The organism is Salinimonas chungwhensis DSM 16280, assembly GCF_000378185.1.
Taxonomy (GTDB): domain Bacteria; phylum Pseudomonadota; class Gammaproteobacteria; order Enterobacterales; family Alteromonadaceae; genus Alteromonas; species Alteromonas chungwhensis.
Window position 1 is genome coordinate 128,335 of record NZ_KB899384.1, and the last position, 19,178, is coordinate 147,512.

The 19,178-nt window shown below is 46.2% G+C and carries 18 protein-coding genes; 14 read left to right on the top strand and 4 right to left on the bottom strand.

Going from position 1 to position 19,178, the window contains the following annotated elements; all coding sequences use genetic code 11:
- Position 1 precedes the first annotated feature (1 nt).
- The gene (locus F458_RS0113510) at positions 2-910 is read right to left on the bottom strand and encodes an AAA family ATPase (RefSeq protein ID WP_026294688.1); all 909 of its coding nucleotides are present in this window, start codon (positions 908-910) and stop codon (positions 2-4) included.
- A gap of 206 nt (positions 911-1,116) precedes the next feature.
- Between F458_RS0113510 and seqA the strand changes: the two genes are divergently transcribed.
- From seqA to F458_RS19605, 6 genes are all read left to right on the top strand, one after another.
- On the top strand, positions 1,117-1,746 hold the full coding sequence (gene seqA, locus F458_RS0113515) for a replication initiation negative regulator SeqA (RefSeq protein ID WP_018983958.1): 630 nt from the start codon (positions 1,117-1,119) through the stop codon (positions 1,744-1,746).
- A gap of 45 nt (positions 1,747-1,791) precedes the next feature.
- A complete protein-coding gene (gene pgm / locus F458_RS0113520) occupies positions 1,792-3,450 on the top strand; it encodes a phosphoglucomutase (alpha-D-glucose-1,6-bisphosphate-dependent) (protein WP_018983959.1) in 1,659 nt (552 codons plus the stop codon).
- A gap of 227 nt (positions 3,451-3,677) precedes the next feature.
- A complete protein-coding gene (locus tag F458_RS0113525) occupies positions 3,678-6,182 on the top strand; it encodes a glycogen/starch/alpha-glucan phosphorylase (RefSeq protein ID WP_018983960.1) in 2,505 nt (834 codons plus the stop codon).
- Positions 6,183-6,300: 118 nt separating this feature from the next.
- Complete coding sequence (locus tag F458_RS0113530; RefSeq protein WP_018983961.1) at positions 6,301-6,846, top strand: hypothetical protein; 546 nt, start codon at positions 6,301-6,303, stop codon at positions 6,844-6,846.
- A 120-nt stretch (positions 6,847-6,966) separates the two neighbouring features.
- Positions 6,967-8,214: an efflux RND transporter periplasmic adaptor subunit gene (locus tag F458_RS0113535; protein WP_018983962.1), complete on the top strand. Its 1,248-nt coding sequence runs from the start codon at positions 6,967-6,969 to the stop codon at positions 8,212-8,214.
- 1 nt (position 8,215) lies between these two features.
- Positions 8,216-11,329, top strand: coding sequence for an efflux RND transporter permease subunit (locus tag F458_RS19605; protein ID WP_018983963.1), 3,114 nt, complete (start codon positions 8,216-8,218; stop codon positions 11,327-11,329).
- Between the two features lie 89 nt (positions 11,330-11,418).
- Here F458_RS19605 and F458_RS0113545 read toward each other — a convergent pair whose 3' ends face one another.
- The gene (locus F458_RS0113545) at positions 11,419-12,432 is read right to left on the bottom strand and encodes an NAD-dependent epimerase/dehydratase family protein (RefSeq protein ID WP_211213202.1); all 1,014 of its coding nucleotides are present in this window, start codon (positions 12,430-12,432) and stop codon (positions 11,419-11,421) included.
- A gap of 370 nt (positions 12,433-12,802) precedes the next feature.
- Here F458_RS0113545 and F458_RS0113550 point away from each other — a divergent pair, with 370 nt between their 5' ends.
- From F458_RS0113550 to F458_RS0113605, 8 genes are all read left to right on the top strand, one after another.
- Positions 12,803-13,060 (top strand): hypothetical protein, encoded by a 258-nt coding sequence (locus F458_RS0113550; protein ID WP_018983965.1) that lies wholly within the window; start codon positions 12,803-12,805, stop codon positions 13,058-13,060.
- A 123-nt stretch (positions 13,061-13,183) separates the two neighbouring features.
- Positions 13,184-13,504 carry a hypothetical protein gene (locus F458_RS0113555; RefSeq protein ID WP_018983966.1) on the top strand — a complete coding sequence of 107 codons (321 nt, stop codon included), beginning with the start codon at positions 13,184-13,186 and terminating at the stop codon, positions 13,502-13,504.
- 556 nt (positions 13,505-14,060) lie between these two features.
- On the top strand, positions 14,061-14,558 hold the full coding sequence (locus F458_RS0113565; protein WP_018983967.1) for a hypothetical protein: 498 nt from the start codon (positions 14,061-14,063) through the stop codon (positions 14,556-14,558).
- 621 nt (positions 14,559-15,179) lie between these two features.
- Positions 15,180-15,662, top strand: a complete 483-nt coding sequence (locus F458_RS0113570) for a hypothetical protein (RefSeq protein ID WP_018983968.1) — start codon at positions 15,180-15,182, stop codon at positions 15,660-15,662.
- A 915-nt stretch (positions 15,663-16,577) separates the two neighbouring features.
- Complete coding sequence (locus tag F458_RS0113585) at positions 16,578-16,961, top strand: hypothetical protein (protein ID WP_018983971.1); 384 nt, start codon at positions 16,578-16,580, stop codon at positions 16,959-16,961.
- A 143-nt stretch (positions 16,962-17,104) separates the two neighbouring features.
- The gene (locus tag F458_RS19610; RefSeq protein ID WP_018983973.1) at positions 17,105-17,323 is read left to right on the top strand and encodes a PspC domain-containing protein; all 219 of its coding nucleotides are present in this window, start codon (positions 17,105-17,107) and stop codon (positions 17,321-17,323) included.
- Between the two features lie 133 nt (positions 17,324-17,456).
- Entirely contained in the window at positions 17,457-17,882 is a 426-nt protein-coding gene (locus F458_RS0113600; RefSeq protein ID WP_018983974.1) for a hypothetical protein, read from the top strand.
- Between the two features lie 116 nt (positions 17,883-17,998).
- Complete coding sequence (locus tag F458_RS0113605; protein ID WP_018983975.1) at positions 17,999-18,379, top strand: hypothetical protein; 381 nt, start codon at positions 17,999-18,001, stop codon at positions 18,377-18,379.
- Between the two features lie 119 nt (positions 18,380-18,498).
- Here the strand turns inward: F458_RS0113605 and F458_RS0113610 are convergent, their stop codons facing one another.
- Both F458_RS0113610 and F458_RS0113615 read right to left on the bottom strand, forming a co-directional pair.
- Positions 18,499-18,789, bottom strand: a complete 291-nt coding sequence (locus F458_RS0113610) for a type II toxin-antitoxin system RelE/ParE family toxin (RefSeq protein WP_018983976.1) — start codon at positions 18,787-18,789, stop codon at positions 18,499-18,501.
- Positions 18,782-19,003, bottom strand: a complete 222-nt coding sequence (locus F458_RS0113615; RefSeq protein WP_012518669.1) for a TA system antitoxin ParD family protein — start codon at positions 19,001-19,003, stop codon at positions 18,782-18,784. The genes F458_RS0113610 and F458_RS0113615 overlap by 8 nt, the downstream gene beginning before the upstream one ends.
- Positions 19,004-19,178 lie beyond the last annotated feature (175 nt).

The following is a 19,178-nucleotide window of genomic DNA, read 5'->3' on the forward strand; positions in this document are numbered from 1 at the left end:
GTTATGCAGCCAACGGGTCAACACTGTCCAGTAAGCGTTGACTTAATAACGTGTCCTCATTGCTATCCTGATATGCAGGGCGCAACCGGTGTTCGGCCACAGCCACAAACACCGCCTGAACATCGTCTGGCAACAGGTAGTCCCGGTCATGCATAAATGCCCAGGCGCGGGCCGCCTGAAGCAAGGCTTTACTGGCTCGGGGTGAGAGTGCATGGGAGAATCCCGGGGTAGTCCGGCTCATGGTGACCAGCTTTAAAATGTAATTTATTACCGCATCCGAAGCATGAACGTTGGTTATCTGCATCTGCCAGGCTGTAAGCTGAGCGAGCTCCATTGCTGGCATTGCCCGTTCTTGGTTGGTGCCAAGCAGCATGGCGCGTTCAGCGTCCCAGTCAGGATAGCCCAGGGAAATTTTCATTAAAAAGCGGTCCAGTTGAGACTCTGGTAATGGATATGTACCAGACTGAAAGGTTGGATTCTGGGTGCCAATAACAAAAAAGGGGGCGGGCAGCGGATAGGTTGTACCATCAATACTCACCTGGCGTTCTTCCATCGCTTCTAAAAGTGCGCTTTGCGTTTTTGGGCTGGCTCGGTTGATTTCATCAGCCAGAATGAGCTGATTAAAAACCGGCCCCGCCCGAAAAACAAACTCTTGATTCTGAGCGTTGTAAATAGTGGCGCCCAACATGTCTGAGGGCAGCAAATCAGAAGTAAACTGAATCCGTGAGTAGTCCAGTGAAAATAATTTTGCCAGTGAATGGGACAGGGTTGTCTTACCCATACCGGGCAAATCCTCAATCAGAAGATGCCCTTGCGCTAACATACAGGTCAGTGCCAGTTTTATTTGTTGGGGTTTGCCTAAAATATGCTGCCCGAGGGCTTCAACCAGCGCTTTAAACTCAGATCTCATCATCCGTGCTACCGCTTCTATAAGTCATCTTTGAGAATATCAGTCATCCTGATATCCGGCCAAGCGTACAACTAATACGTGAGTATAGTCCGAACAGAGCAAATCAATGATATTCTGTCGAAAAAGCCCGGAAATTAAGCGCGATAAAGTGCTGCGACGAACTAACGGGTTGTCTATAATGGGGCAGATTGTAAAGGAAGTGGTATATGAAAAGTATTGATATAGATGATGATTTGTACGCTTACATCGCCGGGCAAACCAAACATATCGGTGAGAGCGCCTCAGATATTCTGCGGCGTTTGCTGATGGGCGATGCGGCGGAAAAAGTCAGTGCAGACGGCAAGTCCGTACTGCAGTCGACAAAGCCAGGCAGCGGTGACAGCGCGCAGCCAGGCAACCGTAAAAGCCCGGCGCCTGACGACCGGGCTGCCAAATCATCGCCATCCTCAGCACAAGACGCACCGCCTGCGGCGTCGGCACCCAAATCAGTGGTTCAGGGGGGGATAACAAAGCGGCTTAATGATGATGTACTTGAGTCGTATACTAAGCGGGTCGATCTGTTCCTGTTTATCCTGGCGCAGCTGCACGAGCTCCATCAGGAAGATTTTCAGGCTGTTGAGCAGATTAAAGGAAAAAACCGTGTCTACTTTGCTACCTCAAAAGAGGCGTTGCTCAAGACCGGCAGTAGTACCAACCCCAAACAAATTCCCGACAGCCCTTATTGGGTAGTAACCAACAATAATACTGCCAAGAAGGTCGCCATGCTGGAGCAGGTTCTGCAACTGCTGGGGTACGATGAAGCCACCCGCGAAACCGTAGTGAACCGTTTCGCGTAATACCGCTTACTGCTTCAAAACATTTCAAATGACAAAGGAATCCGTATGGCTCTTCATTCTCAGGCAGGTCAGCCTGCCGCGCCTGAACAACTTATCAATGTGGCCGAGCTGGTCAGCCAGTATTACAGTTACCGTCCGGACCCAATGAGTAAAGCCGAAGCCGTCAGCTTCGGAACGTCTGGTCACCGTGGAAGTGCAAAACTGGCGACCTTCAATGATGTTCACATCGCGGCTATTTGTCAGGCGCTGGCAGAATATCGTCGGCATCAGAATATTACCGGGCCGCTGTATATCGGCAAGGATACGCATGCCTTGTCAGAGCCCGCGATGACCACAGCCATTGAAGTGCTTACCGGCAATGATATTTCAGTGGTTATTCAGCGCAGTGATAATGAAAGTCGTGGCTATACACCCACCCCGGTAATTTCGAGAACAATCATTCGTTACAATAACGCGCGCAAAGAGGATTTTGCCGATGGTGTCGTTATTACCCCCTCACATAATCCACCAGAAGACGGCGGATTTAAATACAATCCTCCCCACGGCGGTCCGGCCGACAGTGATGCAACCAAAGTCATTCAGGAACGTGCCAATGCACTGATTGGCGAAAATAATAAAGATGTAAAGCGCCTGCCGTTACGTAAGGCCATGGATACCGATCTGGTGACAGAGGAAGACTTTATGGAGCCTTACATCGAAGATCTGGCCCGGGTGGTTGATATGAATGCCATTAAACAGGCCAACCTGACGTTGGGCACCGATCCACTGGGTGGCGCCGGGTTTGGATACTGGAGCAGAATTGCCGAAAAATACGGGTTGAATATCGAGGTTGTCAACGACAAGGTCGATCCGCAGTTCGGCTTTATGCGTCGCGACAAGGATGGCAAGCTGCGAATGGATTGCTCGTCTGCTTATGCGATGGCTGGTTTGATCGAGCTTAAAGATAAATTTGATCTTGCATGGGGCAACGATCCCGATTTTGACCGCCATGGCATTGTATGTAAAAGCGTCGGCCTGATGAACCCTAACCATTATCTGGCAGTTGCGATAAATTATCTTTATACCCATCGCCCTGAGTGGCCCGAATCATTGAAAATAGGTAAGACTCTGGTTTCAAGTTCAATGATTGATCGTGTGGCAACATCGCTGAACCGAGAGCTTGCTGAAATGCCAGTGGGCTTTAAATGGTTTGTACAGGGTATGAAAGACAGCACTATCGGGTTTGCCGGGGAAGAAAGTGCCGGTGGCATTTTTTTACAGCGCGATGGCAATACCTGGGCGACAGACAAAGACGGTTTTATCCTATGTCTGCTGGCTGCCGAAATCCTGGCTGTTACTGGCAAAGATCCTGGCGAACATTATCAGGCGCTTACTGAAAAATTCGGCCAGCCGGTGTATGAACGTATTGATGTTGCGGCGTCTCTTGAACAAAAAGCCCGTCTTTCCAAAATGGATGCGTCAGTGGTAACCAGTAAAACGCTGGCTGGCGATCCGATTATCAGTGTGCAGACGCATGCACCGGGAAATAACGCGGCCATTGGTGGTGTCAAAGTTTCTACCGATAATGGCTGGTTTGCAGCGCGACCTTCGGGAACCGAACAGATATATAAAATTTACGCCGAAAGTTTCAAAGGTGAAGCTCACTTACAGGAACTGATCAAAGAGGCTGAGCAATTAGTGAGCAGTATTATCACTGATTCATAGAGATGTTTTAAATACATTAGTTTAATGTAAATATAAAGTTAATAGAAAGGGTTTTTATTTGGAAAATCCTTTTTTTTTGTGAAAATTAACAAAAAAATTACAAACAAGTGCTTGTAACGTTGCTATATTGCATACAGTTGTTGTTCAATTCTGTAATTTTATTACCATTTGAGCATGCGCATGGAACAGTTGATGAAATGCGTATCACCGTTTAGAGAGAAAACGATATGAACGCGAAAGTAGCAAACGCTTCTCAGGCTTCTTCATTACCTGATGTAAAAATTAGCAAAGGCGATTTTAAAGCCGCCATTGTCCGTCATCTACACTCCACCATGGGGACCGATGAAAATAAAGCCAATAACCATGCCTGGTGGAAAGCCACCTGTGCTGCCATTCAGGAAAATGTGTTAGAAGGTCTGCGTCGGACCCAGAAAACGCATTACATGAACGATACCCGCGCGGTGCATTATTTTTCTGCCGAATTTTTGATGGGTCGTCTACTTTCAAACAACATGCAAAATTTTGGTCTGTATGAAGTGGCGCAAGCGGCTTTAAAAGAGCTCGGCGTAGAACTGGCCGATGTGCTTGAAGAAGAGCCGGACATGGCGTTGGGCAATGGTGGCCTTGGACGATTAGCCGCTTGTTATATTGATTCGCTGGCCACCATGGAGCTACCTGCGATTGGCTACGGAATTCACTATGAGCACGGGCTGTTTCGCCAGGAAATAAGAAGCGGCGCGCAAATCGAACGTCCCGATAGCTGGCGTGATTACGGCAACCCATGGGAGATCTGCCGTCCTGAATCGATTCAGGAAATTTCACTGTTTGGTTATGTGGAAACTAAATATGGTGAGAACGGTGCCATTCAAAAAGAATGGCATCCCGGCTCAATTGTCAAAGGGGTGCCCTGGGATATTCCGGTTGTAGGTTATGGCGGCAAAACCGTAAATGTTTTGCGCTTGTGGCAATCTGAAGCATCTGATTACTTTAACTGGGATGTTTTCAATGCCGGCGGCTATATTGATGCCCAACGCGAAAATATTCAGGCAGAAACTATTTCTAAAGTTCTTTATCCCAATGATGAAACAGAGGCCGGTAAAGAACTGCGTCTTATTCAGCAGTATTTTTTCTGTTCATGCTCATTAAAAGATATCATCCGCCGCTACAAACGGGCCCACGGCGACGACTGGAGTCGTTTTGCTGAACAGGTTGTGATTCAGTTAAACGATACACACCCAGCCATTGCTATCCCTGAGCTTATGCGCATCCTGGTGGATCGTGCCGCGCTGGACTGGGATACGGCCTGGGGCATCAGCACAAAGGTATTTGCTTACACGAATCACACATTATTGCCTGAAGCGCTGGAAAAATGGCCGGCCAGAATGCTGGAAAAAATTCTGCCCCGCCATCTTGAGATCATTTACGAAATCAATCATCGCTTCATGAATGAAGTGGATAAAAAATGGCCAGGTGATAACAGCAAAAAAGCCAAGCTGTCGATCATAGAGGAAGGCCCGGAGAAGATGGTCCGCATGGGTCACCTCTCGGTTATCGGTTCTTTTAAGGTTAACGGTGTCGCTGAGCTGCATTCCCGTCTGGTTAAAGAAAATCTGTTTCCGGATTTCGATGCACTGTGGCCTGATAAGCTGACCAACGTGACCAATGGCATCACGCCGCGGCGCTGGCTCAAAGCCTGTAATCCACTGCTATCGTCTCTGGTAGATAAAAAAGTCGGCGATGACTGGCCACTTAATCTGAAAAAACTGGAAGGGCTGGCCAAACACGCCACCAACAAGACGTTCCAGAAACAGTTTATGCAGGTGAAAGAAAAGAACAAACAGTTACTGGCTGAGGAAATTCTTGCGTCAACCGGCATTGAGGTGGACACCAGTGCGATCTTTGATATTCAGATAAAGCGTCTGCACGAATACAAGCGCCAACATCTGAATCTGTTACACATTATGGCATTGTACCGTCGTATTCTGGAAAATCCTGATTACGACATGCATCCACGTGTGTTCATCTTCGGCGCGAAAGCAGCACCGGGTTATAAGCTGGCTAAAGATATCATTTATGCCATCAATAAAATTGCGGATAAAGTTAACAACGATCCTCGTGTAGGTAACAAGCTTAAAGTTATTTTTCTGCCAAACTACCGGGTTTCTCTGGCGGAGAAAATGATTCCAGCGTGTGACGTTTCAGAACAAATCAGTACTGCGGGCAAAGAGGCTTCGGGTACTGGTAACATGAAACTGGCACTTAACGGTGCAGTTACCATCGGTACACTGGATGGCGCCAATGTTGAGATAGCTGAAGAAGTGGGGGATGACAACATCTTCATCTTCGGGATGACTGTCGATGAGGTCAATGAGCTCAAGGCCAACGGCTATAATCCTAAAGATTATTACTATAAAGATGCAGAGATTAAAGCCATTCTCGACTGGCTGGAAACCGACTATTTCACGCCGGGCAAACCCGGTGCGCTGGTTTCAATCAAGCAAAGTCTGCTTGATTTAGGTGACCCATTCTATGTGCTGGCTGACTTCAGAGCTTATTCCGATGCTCAGATTGAAGTGGACAAAGCCTATCGCGATAAAAGTCGCTGGGCAGAGATGGCCATTATCAATACGGCGATGATGGGCAAGTTCACCTCAGACCGCTCCATACAAGATTATGTCGAACGGGTGTGGAAACTGGGTGCATGCCCGGTGGAACAACAGAAGATCCGTTAAATCTGCCTGTGTTTTGTGTAAGCCGCTACTTATGTAGCGGCTTTTTTTTGGTCTTTTATTGAGTGCGAACGCGTACTTACATAAAGAGAAATCAATATATCAGGCAGAGGATGTATTTATGCAAAACAAATTTCGCGTTATTGTACCGGCGTTGTTAAGCATCGGCCTTTCAGGTTCCTTTTCGGCCCTGGCACTGCAGCAGGACAAGGGCAGTCAAGCCTTTGAGCACGCAAAGCAAAAGCAAAAAGATACCAGACAGGCGTTGATGGAAAATGAGCGCAAATCACGAAACGGACAAGCAGGCTCTCAGGAACAAGGGCAAATGGAAGCCCGTAATCTCAGTGAAGAAGCCAGACAAACTGCACGCGAAGATGCTGAAGAAGAAGCGGCGCTCACCAGACAGTGGCGTAAAGAAAAAGAAAAGTCAGAAAGCGCGCTGAAAAGGGCTGAAACTGACACTGTAAAGCAAGAGCAAGATAATCAAAAACTGCAACGTGAGTACAATAAACAACGTAGCTGGGATGTAAGCGAAGAGGCGCGCGTGGCGCGGCAGGCGAATAAAGGCGAACAGCGCGCTAAAACTGTGGCTCCCCCGGTAAGTGAGCCGGCCGCTCCCAGTAAGGTTAATAATAAGAGCCAGGATAAAACCGAGGACGAAAAATAGCCACAAGCTATGTGGTGCTTATATTGCTGGCGCTTTGTGAATCAGGTGTAATATTGTTGGTAGTCCAACAACATCTTTGAGACGTAACGAACTGCATAGTTTTTAACCTAAAAGCTACCCATGTTCAAAAAATCTCAGAAAAAACCAGTTATTATCGGCCTTATTCTGGTCGCCGTTACATCATTTGCAGTGTGGTTAATTTACACCAACGAGCCGGTGGCTGAAAAAGACGGCGCCACCAAGCGCAGCGCTATGCTGGTGAATGTGATGAGTGCGCAGAAAAGCCAGTATTCACCAACTGTTAACGCAATGGGCGAGGTTGTCGCAGCCCGTCAGGTTGCTCTTCGGCCCCGGGTGACCGGCACAGTAAAAGCCGTCTCCGATAAATTTGTGCCTGGTAATATCCTGCAAAAAGGCGAGTGGCTGGTAAAACTTGATAGTGAAGACTATGAGCTGGCTTTACAGCGCGCTCAATCAAATTTGATTCAGGCCCAATCGATGGTTGATATCGAAATGGGTGAACAGGATATAGCTAAAAATGATTTGGCGACGCTGGATCGCGACGTACCAGACAAAAACCGCGCGCTAATTCTGCGTAAACCCCAGTTGAACCAGGTCAAGGCAGACTTGCAGGCGGCTGAAGTAGCGGTACGCGAGGCAGAGCTTGCGCTGGAGCGAACAACAATTGAGATGCCCTTCACTGGCCAGATAATGAGCCAGGATGTTAATTTGGGCTCACAGTTATCCCCCTCAGATGTGATCGCTAACATCATCGGTACAAGTCGTTACTGGATTGAAACCGCAGTGCCCTCAAGTCAGCTAAAATGGCTTGCTACCTCTTTAGAGTCATCAGAGCAGGATGGCTCATCCGCTATTATTACCAATGAGTCCGCATGGGGAAAGAACGTTACCCGAACCGGCCAGGTCAAAGAAGTTATTGCCACTTTAGACACGCAGACAAGAATGGCTACTGTACTGGTAGAAGTTGCCGATCCGCTACTTACCAACCGACAAGCCGACAGCACATCATCGAATCAACCCTTTGCTCCTCTTATTGCGGGAAGTTATGTACAGGTTCAATTGCCCGCCGTTACCCTGGAAAATGTTTTTCGTATTCCGATAACTTATCTTCGCAAAGGCGACACGGTATGGCTTGCTCAGTCTCAGCAACTGAACGTACAGGAGGTATCCGTTATCTACCGGGATGATCGCTATGCCTATGTTGATAAAGGTATTTCAGCCGGAGATAAGATCATCACTACCAATCTGGCTGCTGTGCGCGACGGGGCGGCAGTAAGAATTGAACAGGACAGTGCCTCAGCCAGCAAAGCAGATAATCAAGTGATGCAAGCAAAGGGATCGGATTAATATGGATAGCCATAAATCCGACAATGCTAAAAATCCTATCGCCTGGATGGCCGGCAACTCCATCGCGGCCAATCTTTTTATGCTTATACTGCTGGGCGGGGGGATCATCACCGCCTTCACAATACAAAAAGAAGTTTATCCTGAATTCGAGCTGGGTATTGTGGAGGTTGCGGTGGTTTATCCGGGGGCCTCGCCGGCGGAAGTTGAGAAGGGTATTTTGCAACCGGTTGAAGAAGCTGTTCGCGGTGTGCAGGGAATCAAGGAAATGACGTCTACAGCCAGAGAGGGCAGTGGTACTGTCACTCTTGAACTGGTCTCAGGCCTGGATCGGATGAAAGCATTTCAGGATATTGACCAGGCGGTTAATCGCATTCGAACCTTCCCAGAGGATGCTGAGGAGCCTGAAACAACTATGCAGGTTCAGCAACGTGATGTTATTGAACTTGGCCTGTATGGTGATGTGGATATCTGGACCCTGCGTAAACTTGCCGAACAGTTACGGGACCGCCTGGTTAGTGAGCCTACTATTACCCAAGTGGAAATTGGTGGTGTTCCCGATTATGTCACCCATATCGAAATTCCCAAGCAGGTGCTCAGGCAATACGGCCTGACGTTGTCGCAAGTTGCTGAGCGTGTTGAACAGGCGTCCAGAGATGTCCCGGCCGGCGAGATAAAAACCAATGAAGGTGAAATTCTCGTTCGTATCAATGAGCGCAAACAATGGGCCGAGGAATATGCACGAATTCCCGTTGTCACCAACCAGAGCGGCGGAATTGTAAAGCTGGGCGATATTGCCACCATTTATGACGGCTTCGAAGAAGCAGGCTTTCATTCCTTATTTAACCGCCAGCCCAGCGTGGAAATTGAAATTTTCCGGGTAGGGCAGCAATCACCGCTAGATATTGCTGATACTGTCGATCAGATTTTTGCTGAACTGGACACGACGTTACCCGAAGGGGTCAAGTATCGTATCGACAGTAATCGCGCAGAAGACTTTAACGACCGCCTGTTTTTACTTTTGGATAACGGCTGGATGGCGATCATTATTGTTATGGTCATACTAAGCCTGTTTTTAGAATATCGGCTGGCGTTCTGGATCATGATGGGAATGACCATCTCCTTTATAGGCGGAATACTATTTTTGCCGATGATCGGGGTCAGCATCAATATGATTTCCATGTTCGCCTTCCTGGTGGTGCTGGGAATTGTGGTGGACGATGCAATTGTAGTGGGTGAGAACATCTACGAATACAGGCAGCAGGGCATGGACGGGCTTTCTGCGGCCATAAAGGGCGCGCAGGATATAGCGGCACCGGTTACCTTTACTATCTTAACAACAATCGTCGCGTTTTTACCGGTAATGTTTATGCCGGGAACTACCGGGCTGTTCTGGTGGCCCCTGCCGGCGGTGGTCATTACCGTTTTACTGATATCCTTAGTGGAAGCACTGTTTATTTTACCTGCCCATCTGGCTCACAGTAAGCCGCCATCATCGGGCACGGCAACCAGCCGGGCAGGTAAAGTCAAAGCTAAGTTTGCCCAGTCGCTGGACGTCTTTGTTGTAAACCGATACAAGCCATTTTTATCCCGTTGCCTGAAACATCGCTATCTTACCCTGCTTAGCGCATTATGTTTGTTAGCGATAACCGGTGCCTTTGCCACCAGTGACCATTTAGGTGTGGTCATGATGCCACGGGAAGCGGCCAATGAAATTGAAGCCGGAGTTCGTCTGCCTGTGGGGACCACCGACGAAAAAGCTGCCGAAGTTGCCCGTAATATTACTGATGCTACCTATGCAATGTTTGAGCGTGAAAATCTGTTCAAGGTTGCCGAGGGCATAAAAACCAACGTGCGCGGCGAAAGCTTTATTGATGTTGAGATTGTACTGCTTCCCCCTGATGAGCGCGAAATGAGTGCGATCAGCGTTATTGAATTATGGCGTGACGAAATCGGTGATATTGAGGGCGTGAATCAGATTACCTTTGAAACAGAGCGGGGGCCTGGCGGCTGGCGTGATGATATCAGTATCGATTTAAGTCATAACGATCTGGACGTTCTGGGGGCAGCGAGCCAGGAGTTTGTACAAATGATGGAAGCGTTTTCACAGACCCGCGATGTGAATGACAGCTATCGCCCGGGTAAGATGCAATTCGATTTTACTTTGTTACCCGCCGGCGAGGCACTTGGGCTTACGCCTGATTACGTGGGACGACAGGTTCGAAATGCATTTTACGGGGCTGTGGCGCTGCGCCAGTTACGTGGAACAAATGAAGTAGAGGTGCGGGTTAAACTGCCCCGGGAGGAACGCGAGCAGCAAAGTACACTGGATAACTTCATTCTTATGACACCGTCGGGTCAGGAAGTCCCGCTTATGGATGTGGTTGACGTAAAAGAGGGGGAATCTTACAGCTCCCTTGATCGCAGAGATGGACGCCGTGTGATTACCGTTGGCATGAATGTGGAGCCACCTGGTGCTGTCAATCAGGTGCTTGATGCGATTAAGCAACAGGCGCTTCCGGAATTGTTGCAGAGCTATCCTGGCCTCACCTGGACATTTAGGGGGTCGCAGGCTGAAATGCGTGAATCCACGTCGTCACTATGGGTGGGGTTCTCCATGGCCATGTTTGTCATTTACAGTCTGCTGGCTATTGCATTTAGAAGTTATCTGCAGCCGTTCATCGTTATGCTGGCAATTCCTTTTGGCGCGATTGGCGCCGTAGCAGGGCATGTATTATTTGGCTATGATCTGTCTATTGTCAGTCTTATGGGGCTGGTAGCGTTGTCAGGTGTGGTAGTCAACGGTGCATTGATAATGGTCGATTATGCCAATCGCCGGGCAGCTGAGGTACCGGTGTATGATGCAATTTTAGAAGCCGGTGTGCGTCGCTTCAGGCCTATCGCGCTGACGACGATGACCACGTTCGGTGGGTTGACCCCTATTATTCTGGAGCAGTCCAGACAAGCGTATCAATTGATACCCATGGCTATCTCACTCGGGTTTGGAATTGTTTTTGCCACCGCCATCATGTCGATTATTGTGCCATGCTTCTACCTGATTCTAGAGGATGCAAAAATGATGTGGCGTGATGATGAAACTGAATCAACAGCAGGCTAGGCGGGAAGACAGCAAAGCCAAGACAGGTTGAAAAATATATTATGAGGGAGCGGGTTGCGCGCTACCGCAACCCAAATAGTGAATATCAGCTACTTTTCAAAAACCTTGTCAAACGGGTTGGTTTTAAGCCAGTTGAGCGTTTCTTCCAGTGTAGTGGGAATATCGCGCATTGTAATGCCTAAGCTGTTGCGCCGGGCGAAATCAAACCGGGTTGGTGTTTCAGGATCACCCTCTAGCGGTTTTGGCAGTGCCTCTGTGGGAACATGCTTGGCCAGTTCAGCATAGATGGCCTGCCAGGGCCAGCTGTCATACACGGCAAAATAGCGCCCCTGCGCATTTTTCGATTCATATGCGGCAATAAACAGTTTAGCGACATCACCAATATGCGACATAGAGATTGACCCAGCCGGTACTTTGTCGTGGTGGGTATTCTTACCATTGAGCAATTCCACAAACCGGGCGTGGCTCTCACCTTCCAGATGCTGGGGCATGACCACCGGTCCGGTCATCATGGTTGGCAACATCACGCAAAGACGCATACCATGAGTCTGACAGAACTCTCCGGCGGCATTTTCCATCACTATTTTTTCGGCAGACGTGTATTTGTTGTCAGCCATTTGCTGTTCAGGATCCGACACTGCATTTTGCTCAGTTTTTACTTCAACCGGCTCGGGCGGGTTAGTGCTTGAGGTTGAGGAGCATAATACAACCTGTTTTACGCCCTGACGATTGGCAGCATTAAGGACATTAAGGCAACCTTGTTTCACCGGGCGGATAATTTCATCATAGCCGCGCTCGCGATCCAGCTCCTTCGCCGGCGTGCCATCCTGTGCACTGTATATGGGCGGAAAGCATGCGATAAATACCGCATCAGCCTTGTTTAGCGGCTTATCAAACGACTCACTGTTTTCTGCATTGGCAGAATAAAGAGTCAGGCGCTCTGAAGCCCCCGGCAGGGCCATTAAGTACTTTGTTTTAGATTCATCCGTAGCATCACGCATGGTTCCATGGACCTGATAGCCTTTTTCCAGCGCCTCTTTAACAATATTGGAGCCTACCAGGCCACTGGCGCCGGCTACACAAAGTATTTTATCTGTCATCATATTCTCCTGACTATTTGTAGTGATGCCTACGCAGGAACAGTAAGAACGGTTTGCGCAGTCGCTGAGGTGCGCGCAAACAGTAAAAGAAAAAGCTACATTCTGTAGTGCGTTTAGCCGCGATTGAAACGAAAAAATTGGCGGTCAGTTACTGAAAACCAGCAGCATTTATCATGCAAGAAACGTCTAAAATAGTTCATACCACTTTGGGGTAATTGCCTCATAACGTAGATCAAAAGAACCTAATTTTCCTTGCAATACGGGATATTATGATGTGATATAACTCTTTACACGGTGTAATTGATTACCCCACATTGGGTGATATTAAGTTGTTAGGTACTTTGATGCTCGTTTCAATTTTTCAGGAATTTCAATGAACGAAGAACAACAACTAGAATTTTCAGAATTATCTCAAGAAATTTCCAGTGCAGGACAAACTGTGAAAGTGGAAATTTATCGCATGGAAGGCGAATCAGGTTGGTTGCTCGAAGTCGTAGACGAATTTAATAACTCAACTGTATGGGACGATCCGTTTGAATCAGATGAAAAGGCTCTTTTAGAAGTAAAGAAAACCATCTTAGAGGAAGGCATTTTGAGCTTAATCGGACCAGATTTAAGTCCCAAGAACTAGGTATTTTTGCCACGTACATAACAAACCAAGTAAGCGGGACAATTACACGCAGGCTCCCGTCACTTCGTTCCGTATTATAGCCTGCGTGTAATTGCCCCTTCTTGGGGCGTTATATTGCATAGAATGAACAGACTCCAAGCACTAAATGAAATCATCAATTTTGGCTCGAATTCAGAGCTTGCTGCAATTAGGCTCCATGAGTTTCCTTTTGATACAGATGAAGAACTAATAACAATCAATCGGCACCATGTAGAAAAAGTCCTGAAAATGTTTATCAGTGGCGAAATATCTGATGAACAAGTAGAACAGTGGGCAAATTTCATTGAAGGACGCGAGGATTTAAATTACGACGTATTCGGAAACCTAATATATATCCTTGCAAACCCTGTCTTAGAAGGTAAGTTAAGTATCAGTAAAGCAAGGAAGTTTTTAGATGCAATATAACAAACCACTCAAGGCACTCGCGGTGCTCGCTGGGACGCTAACACATGGGCTGCGTCACTTCGTTCCTAATTTTAGCCCATGTGCTATCGCCCCTTAGTGGGAAGTTAGGCGTCATTTACTTACAGCACAAAAAAGTGGCTTCAGTCGTGACATTCCAGCATCAAGGCTGTTTAGCTAGGTTGTTTTTGCGGCTTGCTTTTTCGGTAATTTCAGCGGCTTTAGCAACGCGCTTTTCATTAACACCGTAACGCCAACATTCTGCATCACCATCTTTCTAAACTCGCTCTTTTATCCAGCAATGTTGTTAACATCTGGCATTTCGCACAGGGTTGTTTTATCTTGAATTCAATAATTTCAACAAGCTGGCTAATTGGCTAGTGGTGGCAGCAAAGCTGCGTACTTTCGGTTGTACGCCTAACAAAACGCTGTTGCCACTCCCTTCGGTCGCTGGGACGCTAACACGTGGGCTGACTCGCTTCGCTCAGATTTTAGCCCACGTGCTAGCGCCCCAAAGCTTAGCGTTAGCAGCCAAGTATGGAAATTTAAGTTTAGTACGATGTTAGAACCTTCAAGTAACACATACTTCGTAAGCAGTGTGGAGTCCATAAACCTTAGTTTCTATCCAATTGGCTTAGTAATCGCTGGTGCAGCCCTCCTTGCGATTTTTAAATTCACACCTTTGCTGCACTCTCTTTCAGATTTAATCAAGGCAAAACCCCATCACATCTTAGGCGTTAGTCTGAGCATATGGGTAATTGCTTTTATCACTACACTTCTTAATAGCTGGGATACATATCAAGTTCAAAATGCTATTTTAGCTAAGCAAGTTCAGGTTACATCTGGTTGTATTGCCAACCACGAAATAGTAAGAGGCAACAGTAGAGAAGAAACATTCTTCGTTTCAGGTATAAAATTCCAATACAATGATTACGCTGCTAAACAATATTTTTTCGCTAATCGAGAGCACGATACATTTATTCAAAACGGACAATGCATAACTATTGTTTACCTGCCGAATTATGGAAACGGAATTTTAAAAATCGACAAGGTTTGAATAGCATTGGCTGCTAACAGACCACTCAAGGCTCTCGCTTCGCTCGCTGGGACGCTAACACATGGGCTGCGTCACTTCGTTCCTAATTTTAGCCCATGTGTTATCGCCCCTTAGTGGGAAGTTAGCCCCCATTCGTAAATCCGTTCAAAAATAAAAGATCGGGGCAGTGTTAACTGCCGGTATCTTTTCTTGTTTTAGCGTTCCAACGCCATTGGTTGTTTTTGTGTCCTGGGCTATCAACCAACTGTGGTAATTTCTTCCCGTGGTTTGCGCGGCGCGGGCAGTCTTCGCTGTATGCAAGGAGTGCTTTTATTAGCAATCGTAAGGTGCAATTCTCAGCTTAATTGGCAACGCAGTTTTATCAGTTCCGGCAAATGGTTAATGTAAAAATCAGTTGTTGTTTTTCTGGTGGTTGTTTAAGGTAAATGCATATCAGGGCAGGGCAATTAAGTAATGCAAACATCTTGGTGCAGGGCAGCAAAGCTGCGAACGTTCAGTGTTAGGGCTAACAAGGCGCAGCACGGGACAATAACGCGCAGTTCCCCTTTTTTGCAAAGAGCGCAAAAAAGTGGCCCTTCGCTATTGCCCGTGTGCTAGGCGTTATAAGCCACGGAGAAGTTAGTGAATAAGAAACAGTCACCTTACATGCTAGAAGCCGCCGGTAATTATGTACGCGCAGCCCAGATTTTATGGCGGCAACCTAATATGGGTAAAGTGGCCGTTGTTAATGCTGCAATTGGAATAGAGATAATGTTGAAAAGCTTTATCGCAGTCCCTGTAGATAATCACAGAAAAGGCTCGGCAGGCGAGCAATATGAACTAAAGCAAAGAGTTCACGGATTACATGAACTTTATAAAACTGTAGATTCAGAACTCGCCAAAAAACTAAAATTTACTTGTCATGAAGAATGGTTCAATAAGTACGATTTGGTATTTCTAAAAGATAGATATCCATACGAAATTAACTCAAACGCTGGTTATACGCAGACACTTATAGATGTTAGCTTGGATATGTTCAGAACGATGATCAATTGGTATAAAGAATCAGGAAATCCAGATCCGTGGGTTGTTGAATACCCAAACGTCGCGGGTGGTGGCTTATAACAAACCGAGTCAGCGGGACACTAACACGTAGGCTCCCGTCACTTCGTTCCGTATTATAGCCTACGTGTTATTGCCCCTGCTTGGGGCGTTAGGCGTCATTTACTTACAGCTTTAAAAAGTAGTCTCAGCTGTGACATTCCAGCAGCAAGGCTGTTTCGCTAGGTTGTATTTACGGCTGGCTTTTTCAGTATTTTAAACAACTTTAGCAACGCGCTTTTCATCAACACCGCAACGCCAACATTCAACATCACCAGCCTTCTAAACTCGCTCTTTTATCCAGCGTTGCCGTTAACACTAGCTTTTCGCACAGGGTTGTTTTATCTTAATTTCAATAATTTAAACACGCGGCCTAATTGGCTAGTGGTGGCAGCAAAGCTGCGTACTTTCCTTTGTACGCCTAACAAAACGCTGTTGGCGCTCCCTCCGGTCGCTGGGACGCTAACACGGGGCCGCTTCGCGATTATAGCCCCATGTTAGCGCCCCAAAGCTTAGCGTTAGCTACTTGGAGTAAATTTGGACTATATCTTTTTTATTTGTTTTGCTGCCGTCATTGTCATTGGTATCAGCGCCGTATCACAAGCTGAGCAGTTAAAAAAAGAGATCGAGTACGATGGCACAACAATGAGTCTGTATTACTTAATACAAAACTCATTTTTATCAACTAACAAGTTTCCAATAACTTTGAAAAGTGTTTGCGCGAAGCAGCTTTTCAAAAATTGCGTAAACCGCATTAGGCTGGGTAGTTCAATAATTTTAGTGGTTGTTTTTGGTGGGTTCATCTTTGGATAACGTAGCTAACAAAGCGCTAAACACGTTCACTTCGTTCACTGGGACAGTAACGCAGCGGCGCTCCGCGATTATGCCGCTACGTCACTGCCCGTTAGCTTAGCGTTATGTCTCAGAAGGAATTGATAAATGCGGTTAACTTTTTTACTACTTCTGTTAGTCAATTTTGGCTGCCTTGCCTCATCTTGCATCGTCACCGATGAAATGCGCGAGCAGTTCAATTCCAAGCATGGTGAAAAAGTTACTATTGATACAACCCTTAGAGATTCGAACTTCTCTGTAACTATCAAATTACCAGAGAGCATTGAAGGTCAAAGTTCTTATTCAGTATGGCTCATATCAGACAGTCTTGAGGAACCAACCTTCATCTTCCCATTAGATTTGTATGAAGAAGGTAACCAAACTATGGCATGGTATGAAATAGATGCAGGGCTTGTGAGAAAGCACTTTGTAATAGTCAGCTTAAATGACTATTGCGCTCCAAGCTTGTTCAAGGAAGTTTTTTACCAATGAGACATAACAAAAAAATTAAGCTCGCCCGCTGCGCGGGCTGGGACGCATTCACGCGGGGCGGCTTCGCCATTATGCCCCACATGTCTGCGCCCCTTATTTAAAAGTTATGTACTTGTAGGAAAATTAAATTAAAAGGATGTTTGATGTCTAGATTTCGTGACTTAAAAAAATCACAAAACAATCTCTTAGCAGGGGTTGCAGCCGGAATGGGAGAATTTGTTGGATGGTCACCCACGAGAGCTAGAGCTGGTTGGCTAATATTTGGTATTTTCTCTTTTGGGTTCGCTATAGTTATTTACACTATTTTAGCTTTTCTATTCCCGCCTCCAAACCATTTTGATTTGAATGAGTTTAGACGGTAGTTTTGTGTCGTACATAACAACCCAATAAACTCACTCACTGCGTTCGCTGGGACGCATACACGCGGGGCGGCTTCGCCATTATGCCCCACATGCCTGCGCCCGTTATTGGAAAGTTAGCAGCCATAGAGGAATCATGGAAGATTTAGACCTTCTTTATAATACAAAGTTTGTAGATACGGACGGGCTTATAGTTCCTGAGTGGGAACTCGACAACCTAAAAGCCAACGCAAACTTTCTTGCTAATCGAGAACCTGAAGATAATGAATTGTTTCTGTCAGTTACAGCTGTGCTTGACTGGTTTGAAAACAACGCAGAATTAGAGGAAGAGCCTTGGTATGACTCAGAGGCCTCGGATTTTTTGAAAGCATGGGAAATAGCCAAAGAGCTGGTAGAGTTGTGGGGAAATAAATTGCAATATCAATTTCCCACTTACAGCTTTTATGTCGCAGCAAACAGACTTGATCAACCTAAAGTTAGGTTTTATAGAATACGCAGTCACGAAGTAACACCTGAGTTATCCAACAAAGATAGTTTTAGTATGGTGTTTAGGGGCAGCTAACAAAGTCGTAAACGCGGACAAATAACAGTTGGCTTTGTTCGTGCCTCACAAATTTTTAGCCAACTATTATTTGCCGGTTACAACGGCGTTAGGCGACAACAGGGACATCGCAAATTATGGACACATTTTTTTCAGCACTATCTGGTTGCGCTGCCGCCGTTGCTGCTTACTTCTCATTCCAAGCTATCAGGGAAGCCAAGAAGAATGTTTTTCTTGCAAAAAAAAATGATGTAGCAACCAATGTCGATTTCTTATACAGAAAATTTCAGTTCGAGTATGAAACTTTCTATATTTCTAAATATTTAGGCAATCAAGAAATTATTGTATCTTCGAAATATTTCGTAGACGAAGCCTTATTCGAGAAGTTTATCGAGCTTCTACATAAGTTACATAGACTAGAGCATAATTCAAAGTCTGGTGCGGAAATAAATGACCTATTGAGAGAAATAGATCAACTATTTATAGCTGTACTTCCAAGCCAGAGGCTAGATGAATAATTGTCGCCTAACAACAAAATTAAAACGCGCGCGGCGGCGCGCTGGGACAAAAACACAGCGCCGCTGCGCGATTGTAGCACTGTGTTTTTGCCCTTTATTTAAAAGTTATACGCAATTGGTCAGAATAACTTTTTAACATCGCGATAAAAGTTTTCATGAGAGCCAAGTGCTATCAATTCAAGTATTACAGTGCCATCCTCGTAGCTGTAACCAAGTAAAGTTAACTGCTTGACCATCTTGAATTTGTACACACGAAGAAAGGCTAAGTCGCCTTTTTTCTGCTCACCTAGAAGAGGATCGGCCATTAGTTCCTTAACAGCTTTATCCAAGTCTTTTTTCTGATTCTGATGTAACTTCTTTACTGCTCTCTTAAAATTAGCTGTCTGTAAAACGCTGGTAATCTTAGCCAAAGTCGTAAGGCTCCAATTTTCCAGCCTCTTTTTCAGCTTTGGAGATAATTGCCTGTTTTACGAATTCGTAAGGCAAATCTGGGTTATCTTCCATCATTTCACCGATCTTAGCCCAATGCTCTATCTGTTTTGGCATAGTTCGGTTTAGTGCTTTGCCCATAATTGTAGCTTTCTCGACTAGATCTTGGTCTAATCTTACACTCGCGGTTGCCATAACATGTCTCCTAATGGTTCGGTATCACATTGTAGCAATGCGCTACAGATGTGGCAAATTGCGTATAACAAACGCATTAAATCGCTCGCAAGCTCGCTGGGACGCTAACACATGGGCAGCGTCACTTCGTTCCTAATTTTAGCCCATGTGTTATCGCCCTTTATGCGGCTGTTAT

Excerpts from the sequence above, each read along its gene's own strand:
- F458_RS0113525 (WP_018983960.1), top strand. The coding sequence starts at position 3,678 with ATGAACGCGAAAGTAGCAAACGCTTCTCAGGCTTCTTCATTACCTGAT.
- F458_RS0113600 (WP_018983974.1), top strand. The coding sequence starts at position 17,457 with ATGGAAGATTTAGACCTTCTTTATAATACAAAGTTTGTAGATACGGAC.
- F458_RS0113550 (WP_018983965.1), top strand. The coding sequence starts at position 12,803 with ATGAACGAAGAACAACAACTAGAATTTTCAGAATTATCTCAAGAAATT.
- F458_RS0113535 (WP_018983962.1), top strand. The coding sequence starts at position 6,967 with ATGTTCAAAAAATCTCAGAAAAAACCAGTTATTATCGGCCTTATTCTG.
- F458_RS0113585 (WP_018983971.1), top strand. The coding sequence starts at position 16,578 with ATGCGGTTAACTTTTTTACTACTTCTGTTAGTCAATTTTGGCTGCCTT.
- F458_RS0113605 (WP_018983975.1), top strand. The coding sequence starts at position 17,999 with ATGGACACATTTTTTTCAGCACTATCTGGTTGCGCTGCCGCCGTTGCT.
- F458_RS0113615 (WP_012518669.1), bottom strand. The coding sequence starts at position 19,003 with ATGGCAACCGCGAGTGTAAGATTAGACCAAGATCTAGTCGAGAAAGCT.
- F458_RS19605 (WP_018983963.1), top strand. The coding sequence starts at position 8,216 with ATGGATAGCCATAAATCCGACAATGCTAAAAATCCTATCGCCTGGATG.
- F458_RS0113510 (WP_026294688.1), bottom strand. The coding sequence starts at position 910 with ATGAGATCTGAGTTTAAAGCGCTGGTTGAAGCCCTCGGGCAGCATATT.
- F458_RS0113530 (WP_018983961.1), top strand. The coding sequence starts at position 6,301 with ATGCAAAACAAATTTCGCGTTATTGTACCGGCGTTGTTAAGCATCGGC.
- F458_RS0113555 (WP_018983966.1), top strand. The coding sequence starts at position 13,184 with ATGAACAGACTCCAAGCACTAAATGAAATCATCAATTTTGGCTCGAAT.
- F458_RS0113565 (WP_018983967.1), top strand. The coding sequence starts at position 14,061 with ATGTTAGAACCTTCAAGTAACACATACTTCGTAAGCAGTGTGGAGTCC.
- seqA (WP_018983958.1), top strand. The coding sequence starts at position 1,117 with ATGAAAAGTATTGATATAGATGATGATTTGTACGCTTACATCGCCGGG.
- F458_RS19610 (WP_018983973.1), top strand. The coding sequence starts at position 17,105 with ATGTCTAGATTTCGTGACTTAAAAAAATCACAAAACAATCTCTTAGCA.
- F458_RS0113545 (WP_211213202.1), bottom strand. The coding sequence starts at position 12,432 with ATGATGACAGATAAAATACTTTGTGTAGCCGGCGCCAGTGGCCTGGTA.
- pgm (WP_018983959.1), top strand. The coding sequence starts at position 1,792 with ATGGCTCTTCATTCTCAGGCAGGTCAGCCTGCCGCGCCTGAACAACTT.